The organism is Streptomyces sp. NPDC048269 (assembly GCF_040652395.1).
Classification (GTDB): domain Bacteria; phylum Actinomycetota; class Actinomycetes; order Streptomycetales; family Streptomycetaceae; genus Streptomyces.
On sequence record NZ_JBEZLW010000004.1, the window covers coordinates 112,355 to 129,859 of the forward strand.

Annotated in this window: 15 protein-coding genes; 12 read left to right on the plus strand and 3 right to left on the minus strand. The window is 73.2% G+C overall.

The window, feature by feature from the left end:
* Positions 1–166: 166 nt before the first annotated feature.
* From AB0D48_RS06175 to AB0D48_RS06200, 6 genes are all read left to right on the plus strand, one after another.
* Positions 167–1,990, plus strand: coding sequence for an AMP-dependent synthetase/ligase (locus AB0D48_RS06175; RefSeq protein WP_362391314.1), 1,824 nt, complete (start codon positions 167–169; stop codon positions 1,988–1,990).
* Positions 1,991–2,114: 124 nt separating this feature from the next.
* Positions 2,115–3,383: an ABC transporter substrate-binding protein gene (locus AB0D48_RS06180; protein WP_362391316.1), complete on the plus strand. Its 1,269-nt coding sequence runs from the start codon at positions 2,115–2,117 to the stop codon at positions 3,381–3,383.
* A 16-nt stretch (positions 3,384–3,399) separates the two neighbouring features.
* Positions 3,400–6,162 (plus strand): ATP-binding cassette domain-containing protein, encoded by a 2,763-nt coding sequence (locus AB0D48_RS06185; protein WP_362391318.1) that lies wholly within the window; start codon positions 3,400–3,402, stop codon positions 6,160–6,162.
* On the plus strand, positions 6,159–6,989 hold the full coding sequence (locus AB0D48_RS06190; RefSeq protein ID WP_362391320.1) for an ABC transporter ATP-binding protein: 831 nt from the start codon (positions 6,159–6,161) through the stop codon (positions 6,987–6,989). Before AB0D48_RS06185 ends, AB0D48_RS06190 begins: the two co-directional genes overlap by 4 nt.
* Before the next feature lie 92 nt (positions 6,990–7,081).
* Complete coding sequence (locus tag AB0D48_RS06195) at positions 7,082–7,930, plus strand: aldo/keto reductase (protein WP_362391322.1); 849 nt, start codon at positions 7,082–7,084, stop codon at positions 7,928–7,930.
* An 11-nt stretch (positions 7,931–7,941) separates the two neighbouring features.
* Positions 7,942–8,373 carry an RICIN domain-containing protein gene (locus AB0D48_RS06200; RefSeq protein WP_362391711.1) on the plus strand — a complete coding sequence of 144 codons (432 nt, stop codon included), beginning with the start codon at positions 7,942–7,944 and terminating at the stop codon, positions 8,371–8,373.
* 118 nt (positions 8,374–8,491) lie between these two features.
* Here AB0D48_RS06200 and AB0D48_RS06205 read toward each other — a convergent pair whose 3' ends face one another.
* Both AB0D48_RS06205 and AB0D48_RS06210 read right to left on the minus strand, forming a co-directional pair.
* The gene (locus tag AB0D48_RS06205) at positions 8,492–9,244 is read right to left on the minus strand and encodes a class I SAM-dependent methyltransferase (protein WP_362391324.1); all 753 of its coding nucleotides are present in this window, start codon (positions 9,242–9,244) and stop codon (positions 8,492–8,494) included.
* The gene (locus tag AB0D48_RS06210; RefSeq protein ID WP_362391326.1) at positions 9,244–9,549 is read right to left on the minus strand and encodes a 4a-hydroxytetrahydrobiopterin dehydratase; all 306 of its coding nucleotides are present in this window, start codon (positions 9,547–9,549) and stop codon (positions 9,244–9,246) included. Before AB0D48_RS06210 ends, AB0D48_RS06205 begins: the two co-directional genes overlap by 1 nt.
* A 197-nt stretch (positions 9,550–9,746) precedes the next feature.
* On the opposite strand from AB0D48_RS06210, the gene AB0D48_RS06215 reads away from it, so the two are divergent.
* Positions 9,747–11,534, plus strand: coding sequence for an FAD-dependent oxidoreductase (locus AB0D48_RS06215; RefSeq protein ID WP_362391328.1), 1,788 nt, complete (start codon positions 9,747–9,749; stop codon positions 11,532–11,534).
* 33 nt (positions 11,535–11,567) lie between these two features.
* Positions 11,568–12,362 carry a helix-turn-helix transcriptional regulator gene (locus AB0D48_RS06220; protein ID WP_362391330.1) on the plus strand — a complete coding sequence of 265 codons (795 nt, stop codon included), beginning with the start codon at positions 11,568–11,570 and terminating at the stop codon, positions 12,360–12,362.
* Here the strand turns inward: AB0D48_RS06220 and AB0D48_RS06225 are convergent.
* Positions 12,348–12,764, minus strand: a complete 417-nt coding sequence (locus AB0D48_RS06225; RefSeq protein WP_362391332.1) for a hypothetical protein — start codon at positions 12,762–12,764, stop codon at positions 12,348–12,350. The two genes, AB0D48_RS06220 and AB0D48_RS06225, sit on opposite strands and share 15 nt — an antisense overlap.
* A gap of 255 nt (positions 12,765–13,019) precedes the next feature.
* Between AB0D48_RS06225 and AB0D48_RS06230 the strand changes: the two genes are divergently transcribed.
* From AB0D48_RS06230 to AB0D48_RS06245, 4 genes are all read left to right on the plus strand, one after another.
* The gene (locus AB0D48_RS06230; protein ID WP_362391334.1) at positions 13,020–14,075 is read left to right on the plus strand and encodes a hypothetical protein; all 1,056 of its coding nucleotides are present in this window, start codon (positions 13,020–13,022) and stop codon (positions 14,073–14,075) included.
* A complete protein-coding gene (locus tag AB0D48_RS06235) occupies positions 14,072–14,650 on the plus strand; it encodes a toxin-antitoxin system, toxin component (RefSeq protein WP_362391336.1) in 579 nt (192 codons plus the stop codon). The genes AB0D48_RS06230 and AB0D48_RS06235 overlap by 4 nt, the downstream gene beginning before the upstream one ends.
* A gap of 71 nt (positions 14,651–14,721) precedes the next feature.
* On the plus strand, positions 14,722–16,227 hold the full coding sequence (locus AB0D48_RS06240) for a pyridine nucleotide-disulfide oxidoreductase (protein ID WP_362391338.1): 1,506 nt from the start codon (positions 14,722–14,724) through the stop codon (positions 16,225–16,227).
* Entirely contained in the window at positions 16,224–17,387 is a 1,164-nt protein-coding gene (locus AB0D48_RS06245; RefSeq protein WP_362391340.1) for an MAB_1171c family putative transporter, read from the plus strand. Before AB0D48_RS06240 ends, AB0D48_RS06245 begins: the two co-directional genes overlap by 4 nt.
* Positions 17,388–17,505 lie beyond the last annotated feature (118 nt).

Genomic DNA, 17,505 nt, shown 5'->3' on the forward strand with positions numbered 1-17,505 from the left:
GCGCCCCGGGCGGGCTGGGTGTGGCTTCGCCGCCGCCCCGGCGCCACCGGCGCCCGACCTCGACAAGGGGCATCGCTGGGGAGGTCTTGTGCAGGTATCCGCTTGCTGATCAACTGCCCTGCGGCGTGGGGTAGCGTCGCCGCGCCGTACGGAGAGGAGCGGGGCCTTGCGCGAGATCACCGTCCCACCTGTCGTCACCGACGCGCCCGTCGGCGGTCTGGCCGACATCGTCTTCCGGCATGCGCGCGAGGAACCGGGCCGGGTGGTGCTCGGGCGCAAGACCGACGGGGTCTGGCAGGACGTGACCTCCGCCGAACTGGCCGCCGAAGTCCTCGCGCTCGCCAAGGGCCTGCTGGCCCAGGGCGTACGGTTCGGCGACCGGGTCGCCATCATGTCCCGTACCCGGTACGAGTGGACCCTCTTCGATTTCGCCCTGTGGGCGATCGGCGCCCAGCCGGTCCCCGTCTACCCGACGTCCTCCGCCGAGCAGGTGCACTGGATCCTGGCCGACTCCGCGTGCACGGCCTGCGTCGTCGAGAACGAGGACCAGGCCATGACCGTGGGCTCGGTCATCGACCGGCTTCCGCTCCTGCGCCTGCTGTGGCAGCTCGACGAGGGGGCCGTGGACGGCCTCGTCGCCGACGGCCGCGGGGTCGCCGAGGACGTCGTGCACCGCCACCGCGGCGCCGTGACCCCCGACGCCGTCGCCACCGTCATCTACACCTCCGGTACCACCGGCCGCCCCAAGGGCTGTGTCCTCACCCACGCCAATTTCATGTTCGAGACCGACACCATGGTGAGCCGCTGGGAGTCCGTCTTCCAGGCCGGTCCCGGTGAGCAGCCGTCCACCTTGCTCTTCCTGCCGCTGGCGCACGTCTTCGGGCGGATGGTGGAGGTGGCCGCCATCCGCGCCCGGGTCAAGCTCGGCCACCAGCCCGTACTGGCGGCGGCCGAACTGCTGCCGGACCTCGCCGCGTTCCGGCCGACCTTCGTGCTCGGGGTCCCTTACGTCTTCGAGAAGGTCTTCGCGGCCGCGCGCCGCAAGGCCGAGGCGGAGGGGCGCACGGGCCCCTTCGACCGGGCGGTGGAGACGGCCGTACGGTACGCGGAGGCGCGCGAGGAGAAGGCCTTCGGTATCGGGCCTGGCCCCTCGGCCGGGCTGCGGATGGAGCACCAGCTCTTCGAGAAGCTCGTGTACGGGAAGGTCCGCGCGGCCATGGGCGGCCGGGTGCGGCACGCCATGTCGGGCGGGTCCGCGATGTCGCGCCGCCTCGGGCTGTTCTTCGACGGCGCCGGGATCACGATCTTCGAGGGATACGGCCTGACCGAGTCGTCCGCGGCGGCCACCGCGAATCCGCCGGGGGCGACGAAGTACGGCACGGTGGGCCCGCCGATCCCCGGCGCCACGGTGCACATCGCGGACGACGGGGAGGTCTGGCTGCACGGCGGCCACGTCTTCGCCGGGTACCTCAACGACCCGCCCGCCACGGACGCGGTGCTGCGCGGCGGGTGGCTGGCGACCGGGGACCTGGGGCGGCTGGACGAGGACGGCTACCTCACCATCACCGGCCGCAAGAAGGAGATCCTGGTGACCTCCAACGGCAAGAGCGTCCAGCCGGCCGCGCTGGAGGAGCGGGTCCGCTCGCATCCGCTGGTGTCGCAGTGCGTGCTGGTGGGCAACGACCGTCCCTACATCGCGGCCCTGATCACCCTCGACACGGAGGGGATCGCCCATTGGCTGTCCATGCGCGGCCTGGCGCAGCGGCCGGCGGCCGACCTGGTGCACGACGCGGACCTGACGGCGGAGGTCCGCCGGGCGGTAGTGGCCGCCAACACCCTGGTCTCGCAGGCGGAGGCGATCCGCACCTTCCGGGTGCTCGCCGGGCAGTTCACGGAGGAACAGGGGCTGTTGACCCCCTCCCTGAAGCTCAAGCGCCGGGCGATCGAGAAGGCGTACGCGGTGGAGGTCGCGGCCCTCTACCAGTCCTGAGCGCGTCCCCTCCACTCACAGCACCGGTTCATCTGACGGATCGTCACTTACACGTGCCGTTGATATTGACGATCCGTCAGGTCGCGCACAGAATGCGGGGATTCCGACCGGAGGGGATCCACAGATGTTGCGACCGATCCGCACCCTGGCCGCCGCGGCGGCGGCCCTCGCGCTCGTCTCCGCCTGCAACTCCGCCTCCACGAACGGCCACGGCAAGGGCGGGGTCGGGGACACCCCCGGGAGCCGCCGCGGGCTGACCGCCGACTCGATCAAGGTCGGCGGCATCGTGTCGATGACCAGCGCGAGCGGATACAGCAAGAAGGACACCGATCTCGGCGCCAAGGCCCGCTACCTGAGGGCCAACGCCGAGGGAGGCGTCAACGGCCGCAAGATCGACTACCTCGGCGCGGAGGACGACGGCCAGGACCCCGCGAAGAACATGGCGGCCGCCCGCAAACTGGTCCAGCAGGACGAGGTCTTCGCGGTCGCCCCGATGAGCTCGGTGACCTTCTCGGGCGCCGACTTCCTGGAGCAGGAGAAGGTCCCCACCTTCGGCTGGGGCACTCTGCCCTCCTTCTGCGGCCCCGAGTACATCTACGGCTTCAACGGCTGCCTGGTCCCCACCCCCGGCGGCACCCTCAACCAGACCTGGCCCGAGGGCATCGCCGCGGTCCTCGGCGGCGCCCGGGGCAAGTCCGTCGCCGTCATCGCGAACGACAGCGACGCCGGGAAGTTCGGCATCCGGACCTTCCAGCAGGGCTTCACCAGCGCCGGTTTCACGGTCTCCTACGCCAAGGCCTCCGTGCCCGCGACCGCCGTGCCGAGCGACTGGTCCGCGTACGTGAAGGAGATCCTGGAGAGCAACGGCGGCAAGGCACCGGACGCCGTGGTCTCCGTCATGCAGACCCCGAACAACATCGGGCTGTTCACCGCGCTCAAGCGCAGCGGCTACAAGGGGCTGCTGTCCGACCCCACCGACTACGACCCCGGGCTGCTCGCGAAGGACGCCACCAAGCAGGCGCTCGACGGGGTGTACGTGCTGCTCCAGTTCGAGCCCTTCGAGTCGGACAGCCCGAAGATGGCCCAGTTCAAGGCCGACATCAAGGCCGCGTCGGGCGGCCGGGACGTGCCCCTGAGCATGCACATGTTGACCGGGTACATGGCCGCCGACCTGTTCGTCTCGATCGCGCGGACGGCGGGCGAGGACATGACCGTCGAGTCCTTCCAGTACGCCGCGCAGCACTTCTCCGACACCGGCACCCTCGTCGGCGACCGGGCGGAGCCCAAGGGGCAGAAGGACAGCTTCGGCTGCGGGGCGCTCGTACAGCTCAAGAACGGCACGTACGAGGTCGCCGTCCCGTTCAAGTGCTACGAACCCGTCCCCTTCACGTAGGGATCGGGGTCGAGGCATGGGGGATCTGCTCGTCTTCGTCCTGAGCGGTCTGGTCTCCGGCGCCCTGTACGCACTGCTCGCCACCGGGCTGGTGCTGTCGTACTCGGCGTCCGGGCTGTTCAACTTCGCGCACGGGGCCACCGCCTACCTGTGCGCACTCGCCTTCTACGAGTTGCACTCGGGCCTGGGCTGGCCGGCCGTCCCGGCGGCGCTGCTGGTGGTGTGCGCACTGGCGCCCGGGCTCGGGTGGGGGCTGGACCGGCTGATGTTCCGGCGGCTCGCGCGGGTCGGCGAGACGGCGCAGATCGTCGCGACGATCGGGCTGCTCGTGGCGCTGCCGGCCGCCGGGCTGTGGGCCGTGGAGCTGCTGGCGGAGGCGGGGGCGCCGGTGAAGCCCGCCGAGAACCAGTTCGGGCTGCCGGGGGTCGGGCCGAGCCCGGCGAAGTCCTGGCAGCTCGCGCAGGGGGTCGGCATCGACTCCGACCAACTGATCACGTGGGTGGCGACGGCGGTGGTGGCGGTGGCCCTGTGGGTGCTGATGCGGCACACCCGGCTGGGGCTGCGGCTGCGGGCCGCCGTAGACAACCGCTCGCTGACCGAGCTGCGCGGGATCAGCGCGGACCGGCTGTCGTCGGTGGCCTGGATGATCGCGTCGGCGCTGGCCGGGCTGGCGGGAGTGCTCGCGACCCCACTGCTGGGCCTGTCGGCGCACGATTTCACCCTCTTCCTGTTCGTCTCGGCGACGGCGGCGGTCATCGGACGGTTCGCGTCCGTGCCGCTCGCCTTCGCGGGCGGGCTGGGCCTCGGCGTGCTCCAGAACCTGGTGGCGGGGTACGCGTCCTTCGCCGAGGGCATCACGGGCTTCCGTACGGCGGTGCCGTTCCTGATCCTGTTCGGAGGCCTGCTGGTACTGACCCGGCGGGCGCGGACGGCGGGTGTGGCGGCCGTGGACGAACCGCCGGTGGACCATCTGGCGGGGGCCTCCTGGGGGCGGCGATGGGGGGTGTGGGCAAGCGGCGCCGGGCTGTTGTGCGTGGCGTTCTACACCGTGAACACGCCGTTCTGGAGCGGGCTGCTGGCGCAGGGACTGGCCATCGCGCTGGTGTTCATGTCCTTCACCGTGGTGACCGGGCTGGGGGCGATGGTGTCGCTGGCCCAGGGCACGTTCGTGACCGGGGCCGCGCTGGTGGCCGGGCTGCTGATGAGCCGGGGCTGGCCGTTCGTGGCGGCGCTGGCGGTGGGTACGTGCGCGGCCGCCCTGCTGGGGGCGCTGGTCGCGCTGCCGGCGCTGCGGCTCGGCGGGCGGTCCTTGGCCCTGGCCACGCTGGCGCTGGCGTTCCTGGCCGACCAAGTGCTGTTCCAGCTGAGCCGGCTGCGGAACGGCGATTCGGGGTGGGCGGTCCCGCGACCGGTGTTCGGGCCGGTGGACCTGTCCGACGACCGGGCGCTGGGGGTGGCCCTGGTCGTCCTGGTCGCCGTGGTGGCCGCCGGGCTGAGCGCGCTGCGCAGCTCCCCGTCGGGGCGGGCGATGCTGGCCGTACGGTCGGCTCCGGCGGCGGCCATGGCCTCCGGTGTGTCCGTGCTGCGGACGAAGCTGCTCCTGTTCACGCTGTCGGCGGGGCTGGCCGGGTTCGGGGGCGTGATGTACGCGTCGTTCAACACCCGGATCACGGCGACTGATTTCACCGCGATGACGGGTCTGGTGTGGCTGGCGGTGGTGGTGGCGGCGGGTGTGCGGCGGCCGGTGTACGCGGTGGTGGCGGGGCTCGTCTTCACCGTTGCGCCGCGGCTGCTGTCGGACTACGTGACGGCGTCGGCGCACCTGCCGGTGATCCTGTTCGGCCTGGCGGGGTTGGCCTTGGCCAATGACCCTGACGGGTATTGCGCGGCGGTCCCGGTGCGGTTGGCGCGGCGGCGGGCAGCGGGCCCTGCGGGCGGCTCGTCCCCCACCCCGCCCCTTCCCGAAACCGTGGGCTCCGCCCCTGGCCCCCCGTCCCGGGGCTCCGCCCCGGACCCGGCGGCGGCTCCGCCCCCGGACCTGCGCGCCTCGAACGCCGGCGGGGCTGCTGTGCGGCCCGCGCGGCCCGCGCCCGCGCTGGAGCTGCGCTCCGTGACCGCCGGGTACGACGGGGGGCTCGTGCTGCACGGGGTCGATCTCGCCGTGCGCAAGGGGGAGATCCTCGCCGTGCTCGGGCCAAACGGGGCCGGGAAGAGCACCGCCTGCCGGGTCGCCGCCGGGCTGCTCCCCGTCACGGGCGGCGAGGTACGCGTACACGGGCGGGACGCCACGCGGGACGGGGCCGTGCGGCGGTCCCGGGCCGGGGTGCTGCTCGCCCCCGAAGGCCGGGGGATCTTCCCGGCGCTCACCATCGAGGAGAATCTGGCGCTGTACCTGCGGGAGGCCGACGCGCGGGCCGCCGTCTACGACCGGTTCCCGCGGCTCGGCGAGCGCCGCGCAGTGGCTGCGGGCGCCCTGTCCGGCGGCGAGCAGCAGATGCTGGCCCTGGCGCCGCTGCTGCAGCGGCCGCCGGGGGTGCTGATCGCCGACGAGCCCTCGCTCGGGCTCGCCCCGCGCGTGGTGGAGGAGGTGTACGCGCTGCTCACGGAGTTGCGCGAGGCCGGGACCGCGCTGCTGCTCGTGGAGGAGAAGGCGGCGGAGGTCCTCGGGATCGCCGACACCGTCGCGTACCTCTCGCAGGGCCGGGTCTCCTGGTGCGGCCCGCGGGCCGAGGTGGAGGCGGACCGGCTCACCGAGGCCTATCTGGGGATGGCGACATGAGCGGCGACGCGGGCGACGTCACGGACGGCGGCACGAGCGGCGACACGGGCGGGTACGTGCTCCGGGCGAGCGGCGTCAGCGTGCGGTTCGGCGGTGTCAGGGCACTGGCCGGGGTGGACCTCGGGATCCGGGCGGGCGAGGTGTGCGGGCTGATCGGGCCGAACGGGGCCGGAAAGACCACGCTGTTCGACGTCCTGTCCGGGATCCGGCGGCCCGACCAGGGGCGGATGGTGCTCGACGGGGTGGACATCACCCGCCGCTCCCCCGTCTGGCGGGCCCGGCACGGGATGCGCCGGACCTTCCAGCGGCAGCAGCTGTTCGGTCAGCTCAGCGTGGCGGACAACCTGCTGGTGGCGCAGGAATGGCGGGGCGGCGGGGGCGGGCTCGCCGCCGACCTGCTCGCCTTCCCGGCCCGGCGGGCAAGGGAGCGGGCGCGCCGGGAGCGGGGCGAGCGGGTCCTGGCCGACTGCGGGATCGGCCCGCTCGGGGCCTCGTACGCCGGCGGGTTGCCCGTCGGGCAGGCGCGGATGGTGGAACTGGCCCGCGCGGTCGCCGATCCGCCGCGGGTGCTGCTGCTGGACGAGCCGGCGTCCGGCATGTCGGCCACCGAGCGCGAGCAGCTCGCGGCGGTCGTGCGGAGGCTGGCCCGGGAGGAGGGCTGCGCGGTGCTGCTGGTCGAGCACAACGTGGCCTTCGTGATGGACCTGTGCGCACGGGTGGTCGTACTGGACCTCGGGACGGTCCTCGCCGAGGGCACGGCGGCCGAGGTACGGGCGGACCCGCTCGTGCGGGAGGCGTATCTCGGGACCGCTCCCGGCACGGCGTGAATCGTGCCCGGACGGCGGGAATACGTCGCACGGGGGGCCGGTTGTCGCCCCTCGTACGAGGCCGCCCACCGACCCGAGGGAAACGACCAGACGTGAACCAGGTCCCCACCGTCAAGCTCAACAACGGCACGCTCATGCCCCAGCTCGGCTTCGGGGTCTGGCAGGTGCCGGACGCGGAGGCGGAGCAGACCGTCTCGACCGCGCTGGAGGCGGGCTACCGCAGCATCGACACGGCGGCCGTCTACGGCAACGAGGCCGGCACCGGCAAGGCGGTCGCCGCCTCCGGGGTGGCACGCGGGGAACTGTTCGTCACCACGAAGCTGTGGAACGGCCCGAGGCGGACCTGGAACCGGGACGCGGTGCTGCGCGCGTTCGACGACTCGCTCGGCAAGCTGGGTCTCGACTACGTCGACCTGTACCTGATCCACTGGCCGCGCCCGATGCGCGACGACTTCGTCTCCATCTGGAAGACGTTCGAGGAGATCGCGGCGAGCGGCCGGGCCAAGGCGGTCGGAGTGTCGAACTTCCGCCCGGCGGACCTGGAGCGGCTCGCCGGGGCGAGCCCGCTGGTCCCCGCCGTGAACCAGATCGAGTTGCACCCGCTGTTCCCGCAGGCCGAGCTGCGCGCGCTGCACGCCGAGCGCGGGATCGCCACCGAGGCCTGGTCCCCACTGGGCCAGGGCAAGGAGCTGCTGACGCTCCCGGCGGTGGCCGAGATCGCCGCCAAGCACGGCCGCAGCGCGGCGCAGGTGGTGCTGCGCTGGCACCTGCAGCACGGGAACATCGTGATCCCGAAGTCCGTGACCCCCGCGCGGATCCGGGAGAACCTGGACGTCTTCGGCTTCGAGCTGGACGCCGCCGACGTCGCCGCGCTGGACGCCCTGGGCGCGGGCGCGGCGGGCCGCCGCATCGGCCCGGACCCGGCCGTCTTCGACGTGTGAGCGGCATCCACATGAACCTTGCCGAGGGGCTCTACCGGATCCGCAACGTCGACAGTGGGCTGGTGCTCCAGCTGGAGGGCGCCTCCCGGGTGCGGCTCGGCCCCGACGGGCCGCCGGCGCCGGTGGCCGCCCGCCGGTGGCGGATCTCGCCCGTCCACAGCGGCGGCGGGATCTTCCATGTGGTGAGCGAGGACAACGAGAGGCGGCTGGACGTCGCGAACGCCTCGACGGACAGCGGCGCCCGGGTGCAGGTGTGGCGGGCCAACGCCTTCGGCGCGCAGGAGTGGATCGTCGAGGAGCACCTCGACGATCCCGGAGTGGTGTCCCTGGTCGCGTGCATCAGCGGCCTGCTGCTGGAGGCAGACGCGGAGGGGCGGGCCCGGCAGGGCGAGGACACCGACTCCCCCGGCCAGTGGTGGCGCCTGGAGCCCGTGCAGCCGTAGCGTGCCGCCCGCCGGGCGGAGCCGCGGGATGGAGCAGTCACGCCGGCGCGCCGGGCGGAGCCGCCGGGCGGAGCGGCCGGGCGGCTCCGCCGGGCGGAGCGGCCGGGCGGAGCCACCGTCAGGCGCGTACGAAGCTTCGGACGCGGTACGTCGGCTCCGCGCGCGGGATGTCCGGGCCGGGCAGCAGGGCCAGGCGGGAGGCCAGTTCGTGGGGGGTGATGCCGCGCGGGCTGACGCGCGAGGCGTACCGGCCCGCCAGCAGGGCTTCGGCGGAGCCGCGCGGGGTGCGGCCCTGCCCGTGGCCCGTGAAGCGGGTCTCGGCGGCCGGCCGCAGGCCGGCCCGCGCCGCGTACGCCTCGACCCGATCCGAGGAGTCCGCGGGGGCGGCCGTCAGATGCGGTGCGAACACGGCGTCGATGTCGCTGCCGACGTCGTGCGCGGAGTCCTTGTCGACGGTGGTGACGAACACCCCGCCGGGCCGCAGCACCCGGCCGGCCTCGGCGACGACGGCTCCGACCGCGCCCGGGTCCCGCAGCAGGTGCAACAGCCACACCGCGCTCACCGCGTCCAGCGAAGCCGGACGCACCGGCAGCCGGGTGGCGGAGGCGAGGACGGCGGGGATCCCGCGGCGGGATGCCATCGCGGCCATTGCCTGCGAGGTGTCCGCGCCCAGGACGCGCAGTCCGGGGCGGGTGAGCCGGGTGGTGACGATGCCCGTGCCGCAGCCGAGGTCGAGGAGGGTCCGCACGTGCGCCGGGAGCAGGCCGAGGACCGCCGCGGCGGCGGCCTCGGCGCGCGGGGGGCCGCCGCGGGTGGCGTCGTAGGCTTCGGCCTCCGCGTCGTAGTCGAGCAGGGGGCGCGGTATCGGCATCAGCTCGCGCCGTGCGCCGGGGCCAGGTTTTCGACCCGTTCGGCGAGGTCGAAGTCGTTCGCCGTCACCACGCCGCCCGCGTCGTGGCTGTTCACCGACAGGCGCACCGTGTTGTAGCCGAGCGTCAGGTCGGAGTGGTGGTTCAACTCCTCCTGGACGGTGGCGATGTGGACGACCAGCGCGCTCGCCGCGAAGTGCGAGCCCAGCCGGTAGGTGCGGGAAATCCGGTCGTCCTCGAAAGCCCAGCCGGGGAGCTCCCGCAACCGGTCCTCGATCTCCTTCTGTGACAGCGGCTCACTCGGCATGCACCAGCTCCTTTTCCCCGTGCTTCTCCCCGTGACGTGTAGTCAAGGTTCCCACAGTGCACGCCGGAACGAACCTTTCGCGCCATAGTGCGCGCGGGTACTTTCCGCGCCTTCCGCACCCGCCCGGCCCCCCATATGCTCCTGCGCCGGACGTGACCGTTACCAGCGGTAACAAGGGGACGAAGGGGCGGCATCACATGGCGAGCACAGGCAGTTCCAGACGTACGTTCATCACGGGCGCGGGCGCGGCGGCCACCGCCGGCGCCTTGTCGGCGACCGGCACCCTGGCGGCCCCGGCGGCGGCAGCCCCCGCGACCCCGCCGAACCGCAGACGCGTCGCCGTCCTCGGCGGCGGGGTGGCCGGGCTGACCGCGGCCCACGAACTCGCCGAGCGCGGCTACGCCGTCACGGTGTACGAGCGCCGGGCGCTCGGCGGCAAGGCCCGCAGCATGGACGTGCCCGGCAGCGCCCGCGGCGCCCGTCGGCCGCTGCCCGCCGAGCACGGCTTCCGCTTCATCCCCGGCATCTACCACAACCTGCCCGACACCATGCGCCGCATCCCCTTCCCCGGGAACGCGAACGGCGTGTGGGACAACCTCGTGGCCCCTCGCGAGATGATGTTCGCCCGGGCGGGCGGCCGCGAGGACCTGCGCGGGCCCATCCCCTGGCCCGACCACTCCCCCGCCGAGCTGACGCCCGACGAGCTCCGGCGCGCCCTGACCGGGATCCTGCAGTCGCTGGTCCGGCTCCCACCGCACGAGACGGCGTACTTCGTCGACCGCGTGCTCGTCTTCCTCACCAGCTGCGACGAACGGCGCAACGAGGTCTGGGAACACACCCCCTGGTGGGACTTCGTACGCGCCGCGCAGATGTCGGGCGAGTACCAGCGGATCCTCGCCGTCGGCATCACCCGCAACATCGTGGCGACCAAGGCCGAGGAGGCCTCCACCCGTACGGTCGGCACCCTCGGCGAGGCCTTCGTCTTCAACCTGCTGGGACGCGGCGCGGACGGCCCGCCGGACCGCATCCTCAACCTGCCCACCAACGAGGCCTGGATCGACCCGTGGGAGGCACATCTGCGCTCGCTCGGGGTGGAGTTCAGGATCGGATGGACCGTACGGGAGGTGCAGTACGGGAACGGCCGGGTGAGCGGGGTCATCGTCCTGGACCCGGCCGGCACGCGGCAGACCGTCACCGCCGACCACTACGTCTCGGCCCTGCCCGTCGAGCACGCCCGGCGCACGTGGGGCGCGGCGCTGCGTGCCGCCGATCCCATGCTGGGGCGCTGCGACGAGCTGGAGACCGACTGGATGACCGGGATCCAGTTCTACCTCACCGAGCGGGCCGCGCTGGTGCACGGCCACCTCAACTGCATCGACTCCCCCTGGTCGTTGACGGCGATCCAGCAGGCCGAGCACTGGCCGTCCCGGAACTTCCCCGCCGACTACGGCGACGGCTCCGCCGTCGACTGCCTGTCGGTGGACATCTCGGAGTGGGACAAGCCCGGGATCCTGTACGGGAAGACGGCCAAGCAATGCACCCGCGAGGAGGTGGCGCGCGAGGTGTGGGCGCAGCTGAAGGCTTCTCTCAACGACAGCGGGAAGACCCTGCTGAGCGACTCCGCGCTGCACTCCTGGTTCCTGGATCCGGGCGTCGACGGGCTGGGCACCCCGAACCCGACCAACCAGGACGAGCTGCTGATCCACCCGACCGGCACCTTCCACAACCGGCCGAGCGCGGGCACCCGCATCCCCAACTTCTTCCTCAGCGGGGACTACGTGGCGGTCGACATCGATCTGGCGACGATGGAGGGCGCGAACGCCTCCGCCCGGGCCGCCGTCAACTCCCTCCTGGACCGGGACGGTTCGAAAGCGGACCGGTGCACGATCCAGCCGCTGTACCGGGCACCGGAGGTCGAGCCCGCCAAACGGCACGACCTGTGGCGCCACCGTCTCGGCCTGCGGAACGTCTTCGATCTGGGCTGACCCGGGCCGGCACGCTCAGCTACCGTCGTGGGCATGACCACCACGATGCCCACGGTCGGCGCCATGCTCCGCACCTGGCGGGAGCGGCGCGGCATCAGCCAGCTGGAGCTGGCGGGCCGCGCCGACTCCTCGTCGCGGCACATCAGCTTCATCGAGACCGGCCGGTCCCGGCCGAGCGAGGAGATGGTGCTGAGGCTCGCCGACCGCCTGGACGTGCCGGTGCGGGAGCGCAACGCCCTGCTGCTGGCGGCGGGTTACGCCCCGCACTACGCGCAGACCGCCCTGGACGACCCGTCGATGGAGACGCTGCGCGAGGGCATCCAGCGACTGCTGACCGGCTACGAGCCCTACCCCGCTCTGGTCGTGGACGCCACGTACGACGTCGTCGCCGCCAACCGGGGCATCGCGATGCTGCTGGACGGGCTGCCGGAGCACCTGCTGACCCCGCCCCTGAACGCCATGCGGATCACCCTGCACCCCGAGGGCCTGGCTCCGAGGATCCGCAACCTCAAGGAGTGGCGCGGGCACCTCCTGGCGCAGATGGAGCGGCAGATCGCGCTGGCCCGGTCCGAGCCGCTGCGCGCGCTGTACGAGGAGGTGTCGGCCTATCCGGTCGCCGAGCCCCCGGGCGACGCCGAACCGGATGAGCCCGTTCCGTACATCGCGCTTCCGCTCCTCATCGAGCACGACGGTCACGTGCTGTCCTTCGTGTCGTCGATCGCGACCTTCAACACGCCGATGGACGTGACCGTCGCCGAGCTGGCCATCGAGACGATGCTCCCGGCCGACCCGGCGACGGTGAAGTACCTGCGCTCACTCGGTGACTGAGCGCAGGGCGAGCTGCTGGAGCAGGGCGAACGAGGCCACCGTGACGGCCTGCACCGGGATCCACACCAGGCCGGCGGTGGTGGGCGGGAACCAGACCAGCAGGGACACGAGACTCAGGGCGGCCCAGGCGTAGTTCGCCTCGACGACGAACTTCACGGGGAAGACCGGCGGCCGGCGCCGGGAGGCGAGCCAGCCGACCGCGGCGCCGAACGCGGCGAGGAGGACGCCCAGTTCCAGCAGCAGGCCCTGACCGACCCCGAGCAGCCGTCCCAGCGGGGCGGAGAAGGCGACGTACGCGAGCCCGTTGCCGGTGGTGACCACCGAGTCGAGGGCGAGGAAGCGGCGCAGCGCGGTCTGCGGCGCGGTGGTCCGGGCGATGCTGCCGAGCAGGGTCGCGGACATGGGAGATCAGCCTCCATCAAGGTCGAACGGCCTGGTGGGAGACGGGTTCCGGAGCCGAGTGCGCGGCCCCGGAACCCGATGGCCCCACTGTGCCGGGCGCCCTCCGGCCGGGTCGATTACCTCTGACGTCATACCAACCTTTTTTGAGCGGTACGGCAGGAAACGTTGGGTTACCCCTGGTTCGGCAGGGGGCTGCCGGATAGGCTTCACCCAGCGCCCACTCGAACGTCTTGTCGACATACGGAGAATCAGCCGGTGCGAGCCGCTCCCCGACCCGATCTCGCCGCACTCTGGCGGCGCGTGGAGGAGCTGTCGGAGCGGTGCGGGCAGGACCCGGCGCAGGTACTGGCCGCCCAGCGGCTGAGCCATCTCTCCGGTGTCGAACCCGCCCGCATTCCAGGGGTTGTTGCCGGCACGGCGGCCGAGGCGCCCCTCGAACAGCGCGTGCACCGCCGCTTCCTGCGGTTGCGCGCGACCCGCCGCGACAAGCACGGCCGGGAGTGGCCGCTCGCGGCCATCGCCGACGATTTCGACGCGCCCGGCGCTTCCCTCGGCCCCCTCAACGCGGGCACCGGGCTGCCCCGTCTGGGCCACGCGGCCGGCGTGCAGCGCTTCTTCGGGGTCCACGCCGGCTTCCTGCTGGCCGACAGCAAGAGCGCGGTGGAACGGGCCCTCGCCCTGTCGGCGGCCACCGCCTCGGACGGCGCGGACGACCTGGAGCACCTCTCCCACCTCACCGGCATGACTCCGCAGGCCATCCGGCTCACCCTCGACGGCAAGCCGCCCCGGCTTCCGCTGAAGGAGCAGGTGCACCAGCGGTTCGAGCACCTGCGCCGCACCCGGTTACGGGAGGACGGGCAGCCCCACTCCCTCTCCGCCATCGCCAAGTCCTTCGACGCTTCGGGCCAGTCACTGACCCGGCTCGCCCAGGGCGAGGGGCTGCCGAACCTCGCCGCGGCCGCCGGGATCCAGCGCTTCTACGGCGTCGAGGGCGGCTTCCTGCTGGCCGACGACGCCGAGGCCCTCGCCACCGCCCTCACGGTGATCGAGCGCGAACTGGAGTCCGCCGAGCGGCAGCAGGAGAACCCGATGCTGGCCGTGATGCGGGCGCACGACGTACGGAGCATCGTCACGCGGGCCGGCCGGCTCTCCCCGCGCGGCTGGAAGTCGCTCGCCGACCACCTGGACGACCTGCTCGCCCGGGAAGGGCAGCTCGGCCGCCCCACGGGCGGCGCCGGCCACGACATCGGGGATCCGGCCGGCGGGGGCCGGACAGCCGGGGGCCGGACAGCCGAGGGGGGAACCGTATGAGGACCACACGGGCGATGCGCGGACTCGCCAACGAGCTGCTCGCCGGCGCGGGCCTGACACCGCCGGCCGGCGCCACCGAGATCATCGGGGCCCTGTGCGCCGCCTACGCCCGCCGCCGCGGCGGCCGGAAGATCGACCTCCGCTTCGTCCCCTTCCCGCCCGACACGGCCAGCGGACTGTGGCTGGAGATGGACGACCGCGACCTGCTCGTCATCGAGGAGCGGACCCGGCCCGAGCACCAGCTCGTCATCGCCTCCCACGAGCTCTGGCACGTGGACGAGGGCACCTGCGACAGCCACGGCCCGGGCATGGCGGTGACCGCCCGGCTCACCGGACACCACGGCGACCTCGCCGGGCTGCTGCGCTCCGACACCGGGCTGAGCACCGTGATCCGGCAGGCCGCCGCCCGGGCCGACCACGGGGATCCGGCGGAGATCCGCGCCGAGACGTTCGGCCTGCACCTCGGCAAGCTCCTCAAGCCGTACCTGCCACCACCCCGGGAAGAACAGTTCCCCGAGGCGATCGAGCGCATCAAGACCTCGCTCGGCTGGGGGCGCCCCGCGTCACTCCGGTGACCCGCGCCCAGCCAGCCGCCGCACCCCTCGCGCCGATGCCCTCAGCACGGCCCTGACAGAGAGCACGACACGTGACCCAGTCTTCCCCGCCCCGCCACGCCGTCGTCATCGGCGGCAGCCTGTCCGGCCTGCTCGCGGCCGCCGTCCTCGCCGAGCACGTGACGGTCACCGTCATCGACGCGGACCCGCTGCCCGACGGCCCGGCGCCGCGGCGCGGACTCCCGCAGGCCAGGCACACCCACCTCCTGTGGTCGGGCGGCGCCCGTGCCATCGAGCGGATCCTGCCCGGCATCACCGACGACTGGACGGGCGCGGGCGCCATCCGCCGCAGCCTGCCCACCGACCTGGTCACCAAGACCGCCCAGGGCTGGATCCCGCGCGTCGGGGAGAAGCAGTTCAACATCTCCTGCAGCCGCGACCTCCTCGACTCGGTGGTCCGCTCCCGGGTGACCGCCCTGAAAGGCGTCTCCACCCTCCAGAAGAGCCGGGTCCGGGCCCTGGAGGGTACGGCCGCCCGGGTCACCGGCGTCCGGGTCGACACTCCGGAGGAGGAAGACCGGCTGCTGGCCGCCGACCTCGTGATCGACGCGAGCGGACGCGGCTCGCGCGCCCGGACCTGGCTCCAGGCACTGGGCGTCACCGGGATACGGCAGGCCGAGGTCGACTCGGGCCTGGTCTACGCGACGAGGATCTTCGAAGCCCCGGCCGGAGCCCACGAGACGGGCTTCCCCATCGTCAACGTGCAGTCCGACCCCCGGGTGCCCGTACCCGGCCAGACGGCCACGATCGTGCCCATCGAGAACGGCCAGTGGCAGGCCACCCTCTCCGGGACCCGCGGCGGCCAGCCGACCGCCGACCCCGAGCAGTTCATCCCGTTCGCCAAGGGCATCAGGGACCCGATCGTGGGCGAACTCCTCGAAGGGAAGAAACCCCTGACGGACGTCGCCGTCACCCAGGGCACCGCCAACCGCCGGATCTACTTCGAGAAGGCCGAACTCCCCGACGGCTTCATCGCCGTGGGCGACTCGGTCGCGACCTTCAACCCGCTGTACGGGCAGGGCATGACGGTCGCCGCCCAGGGACTGCTGGCCGTACGCTCCCTGCTCCGGCGCCAGGGGCTCGACCATCCCGGCTTCGGCCGCGAGGCGCAGCGCGCGATCGCTCCCCTGGTGAGCACCGCCTGGGAACTCGCCACCTCGCAGGACATCCTGTACCCCGGGGCCACCGGGGTGAAGCCGCGGGCCGGAACCGGCGCGCTCAACGCGTACGTGAACCGGCTGATGACGGGGGCCACCACCGACGAGGCGCTCACGGCCGCCCTGTTCAAGGTGCTCACCATGAGCAGTGCGCCCACCCACTGGCTCCACCCGTCGGTGGTCTGGCACGTCCTGCGCGCTTCGGGCCGGGGCGCCCTGGAGGCGCCGCCGCTCACCGCCGCCGAGCGGGCCGTCGCCGGGCTGGGCCCGGCGGTACCGACGGCACCGGTGGACCCTGACCCGGTCGATCCTGACCCGGTCGACCCGGCGAACCCGGCGAACCCGGTCGGGCCGGCCGACCCCGTCGGACAGGCCCGGTGAACGACGGGATCCTGCTCTACCTGCCGGGAGCCGTCATGCTCCTGGCACTGCTGATCAAGGTACCGACGCTGCGCCGGGACTGGGACCAGCCCCTGAACCGGGCCGCGTGCGCGCTGCTCGTCGTGGGCTGTCCCCTCACGTTCCTGGCGTCGCCGCCGACGATCGCCGCGGTCAACCGTCTCACCGGCGTGGTCAACTTCTCCGCGCCGCTGGTGTTCTGCCTGGTCACGGTCTTCTCGGGAACCTGCGTCGTCCTGGTGCTGCAGTGGGCCGGCGGGCCGCCCGCCGCCGTCCGGCGGGCCACCCGGCTGACGGTGGCCGTGTTCGGGGCGGTGACCGTGCTGATCGTCGTCCTGTTCGTGATCGGCGACGCCCCTGTGGAACGGCTCCGGGACCTGGACACGTACTACGCCACCACGCCCTGGATCCGCGAGATGATCGTCTGCTTCCTGCTCGCCCACACCGTGGGCAGCACGGCACTGACCGGGCTGTGCTGGAAGTGGCTGCGGCGCGCGGACCCCTCGCTGCGGCCGCTGCGCACCGGGCTGGCCCTCATCGTGCTGGGCGGGCTGCTGGACCTGGCGTACCTCGCCGCGAAGTGGGCCTCGGTGGGTGCCCGCTGGGCCGGCCACGACTGGGTGGTCCTGTCCACGGACGTGGCACCGCCGCTGGCCTCCGCGGCGGCCCTGACGATCGGTGCGGGGTTCATCGTGCCGCTGGTCGGCGGGTCGGCGGCCTGGCGGGACTTCACCCAGTACCGGCGGCTGTATCCGCTGTGGAAGGCACTGCGCGGATCCGCGGCCTCCCGGGTACGGACCGTGCCGCTGGCCTGGTGGTCGCCGGTCGGCATCCGTCTCATCCACCGTGAGTCCGTCATCGACGACGGCATCCTGGCGCTCGCGTCCCGGTTCGACCCCGCCGTGCGCGGTACGGCGTACGAGGCTGCGCGCGGGCAGGGTCTGAGCGAGGCCCGGGCCGCCGTGGTCGCGGACGCGGCCATGCTCGCCGCCGCCTGCCGGCGCGGGGCCGCCGGTCCGCAGGGTGGGCACCCCGCCCCGTACCGGCTGGACAGCGGCCCGCTGGAGGCACTGGCCCGGGAGTTCCGCAGTTCCCCCATCGTCGCCGCGGCCCGCGAGGCGGCCGCGCCCACGGGAACCTGATCCGCCGGCTGGGGCCGTGGCCGCGGCCGCTGCGCCGGCCCCCTGTCCCTGTCTCTGCCTCTGCCCCTGCCCCTGCCCCTGCCCCGGGAAGACACCACGCCCCGGGCGAGAGGGCCCG

Coding starts and splice junctions, on each gene's coding strand:
- AB0D48_RS06180 (WP_362391316.1), top strand. CDS start 2,115: ATGTTGCGACCGATCCGCACCCTGGCCGCCGCGGCGGCGGCCCTCGCG.
- AB0D48_RS06185 (WP_362391318.1), top strand. CDS start 3,400: ATGGGGGATCTGCTCGTCTTCGTCCTGAGCGGTCTGGTCTCCGGCGCC.
- AB0D48_RS06190 (WP_362391320.1), top strand. CDS start 6,159: ATGAGCGGCGACGCGGGCGACGTCACGGACGGCGGCACGAGCGGCGAC.
- AB0D48_RS06200 (WP_362391711.1), top strand. CDS start 7,942: ATGAACCTTGCCGAGGGGCTCTACCGGATCCGCAACGTCGACAGTGGG.
- AB0D48_RS06205 (WP_362391324.1), bottom strand. CDS start 9,244: ATGCCGATACCGCGCCCCCTGCTCGACTACGACGCGGAGGCCGAAGCC.
- AB0D48_RS06210 (WP_362391326.1), bottom strand. CDS start 9,549: ATGCCGAGTGAGCCGCTGTCACAGAAGGAGATCGAGGACCGGTTGCGG.
- AB0D48_RS06215 (WP_362391328.1), top strand. CDS start 9,747: ATGGCGAGCACAGGCAGTTCCAGACGTACGTTCATCACGGGCGCGGGC.
- AB0D48_RS06220 (WP_362391330.1), top strand. CDS start 11,568: ATGACCACCACGATGCCCACGGTCGGCGCCATGCTCCGCACCTGGCGG.
- AB0D48_RS06225 (WP_362391332.1), bottom strand. CDS start 12,764: ATGTCCGCGACCCTGCTCGGCAGCATCGCCCGGACCACCGCGCCGCAG.
- AB0D48_RS06235 (WP_362391336.1), top strand. CDS start 14,072: ATGAGGACCACACGGGCGATGCGCGGACTCGCCAACGAGCTGCTCGCC.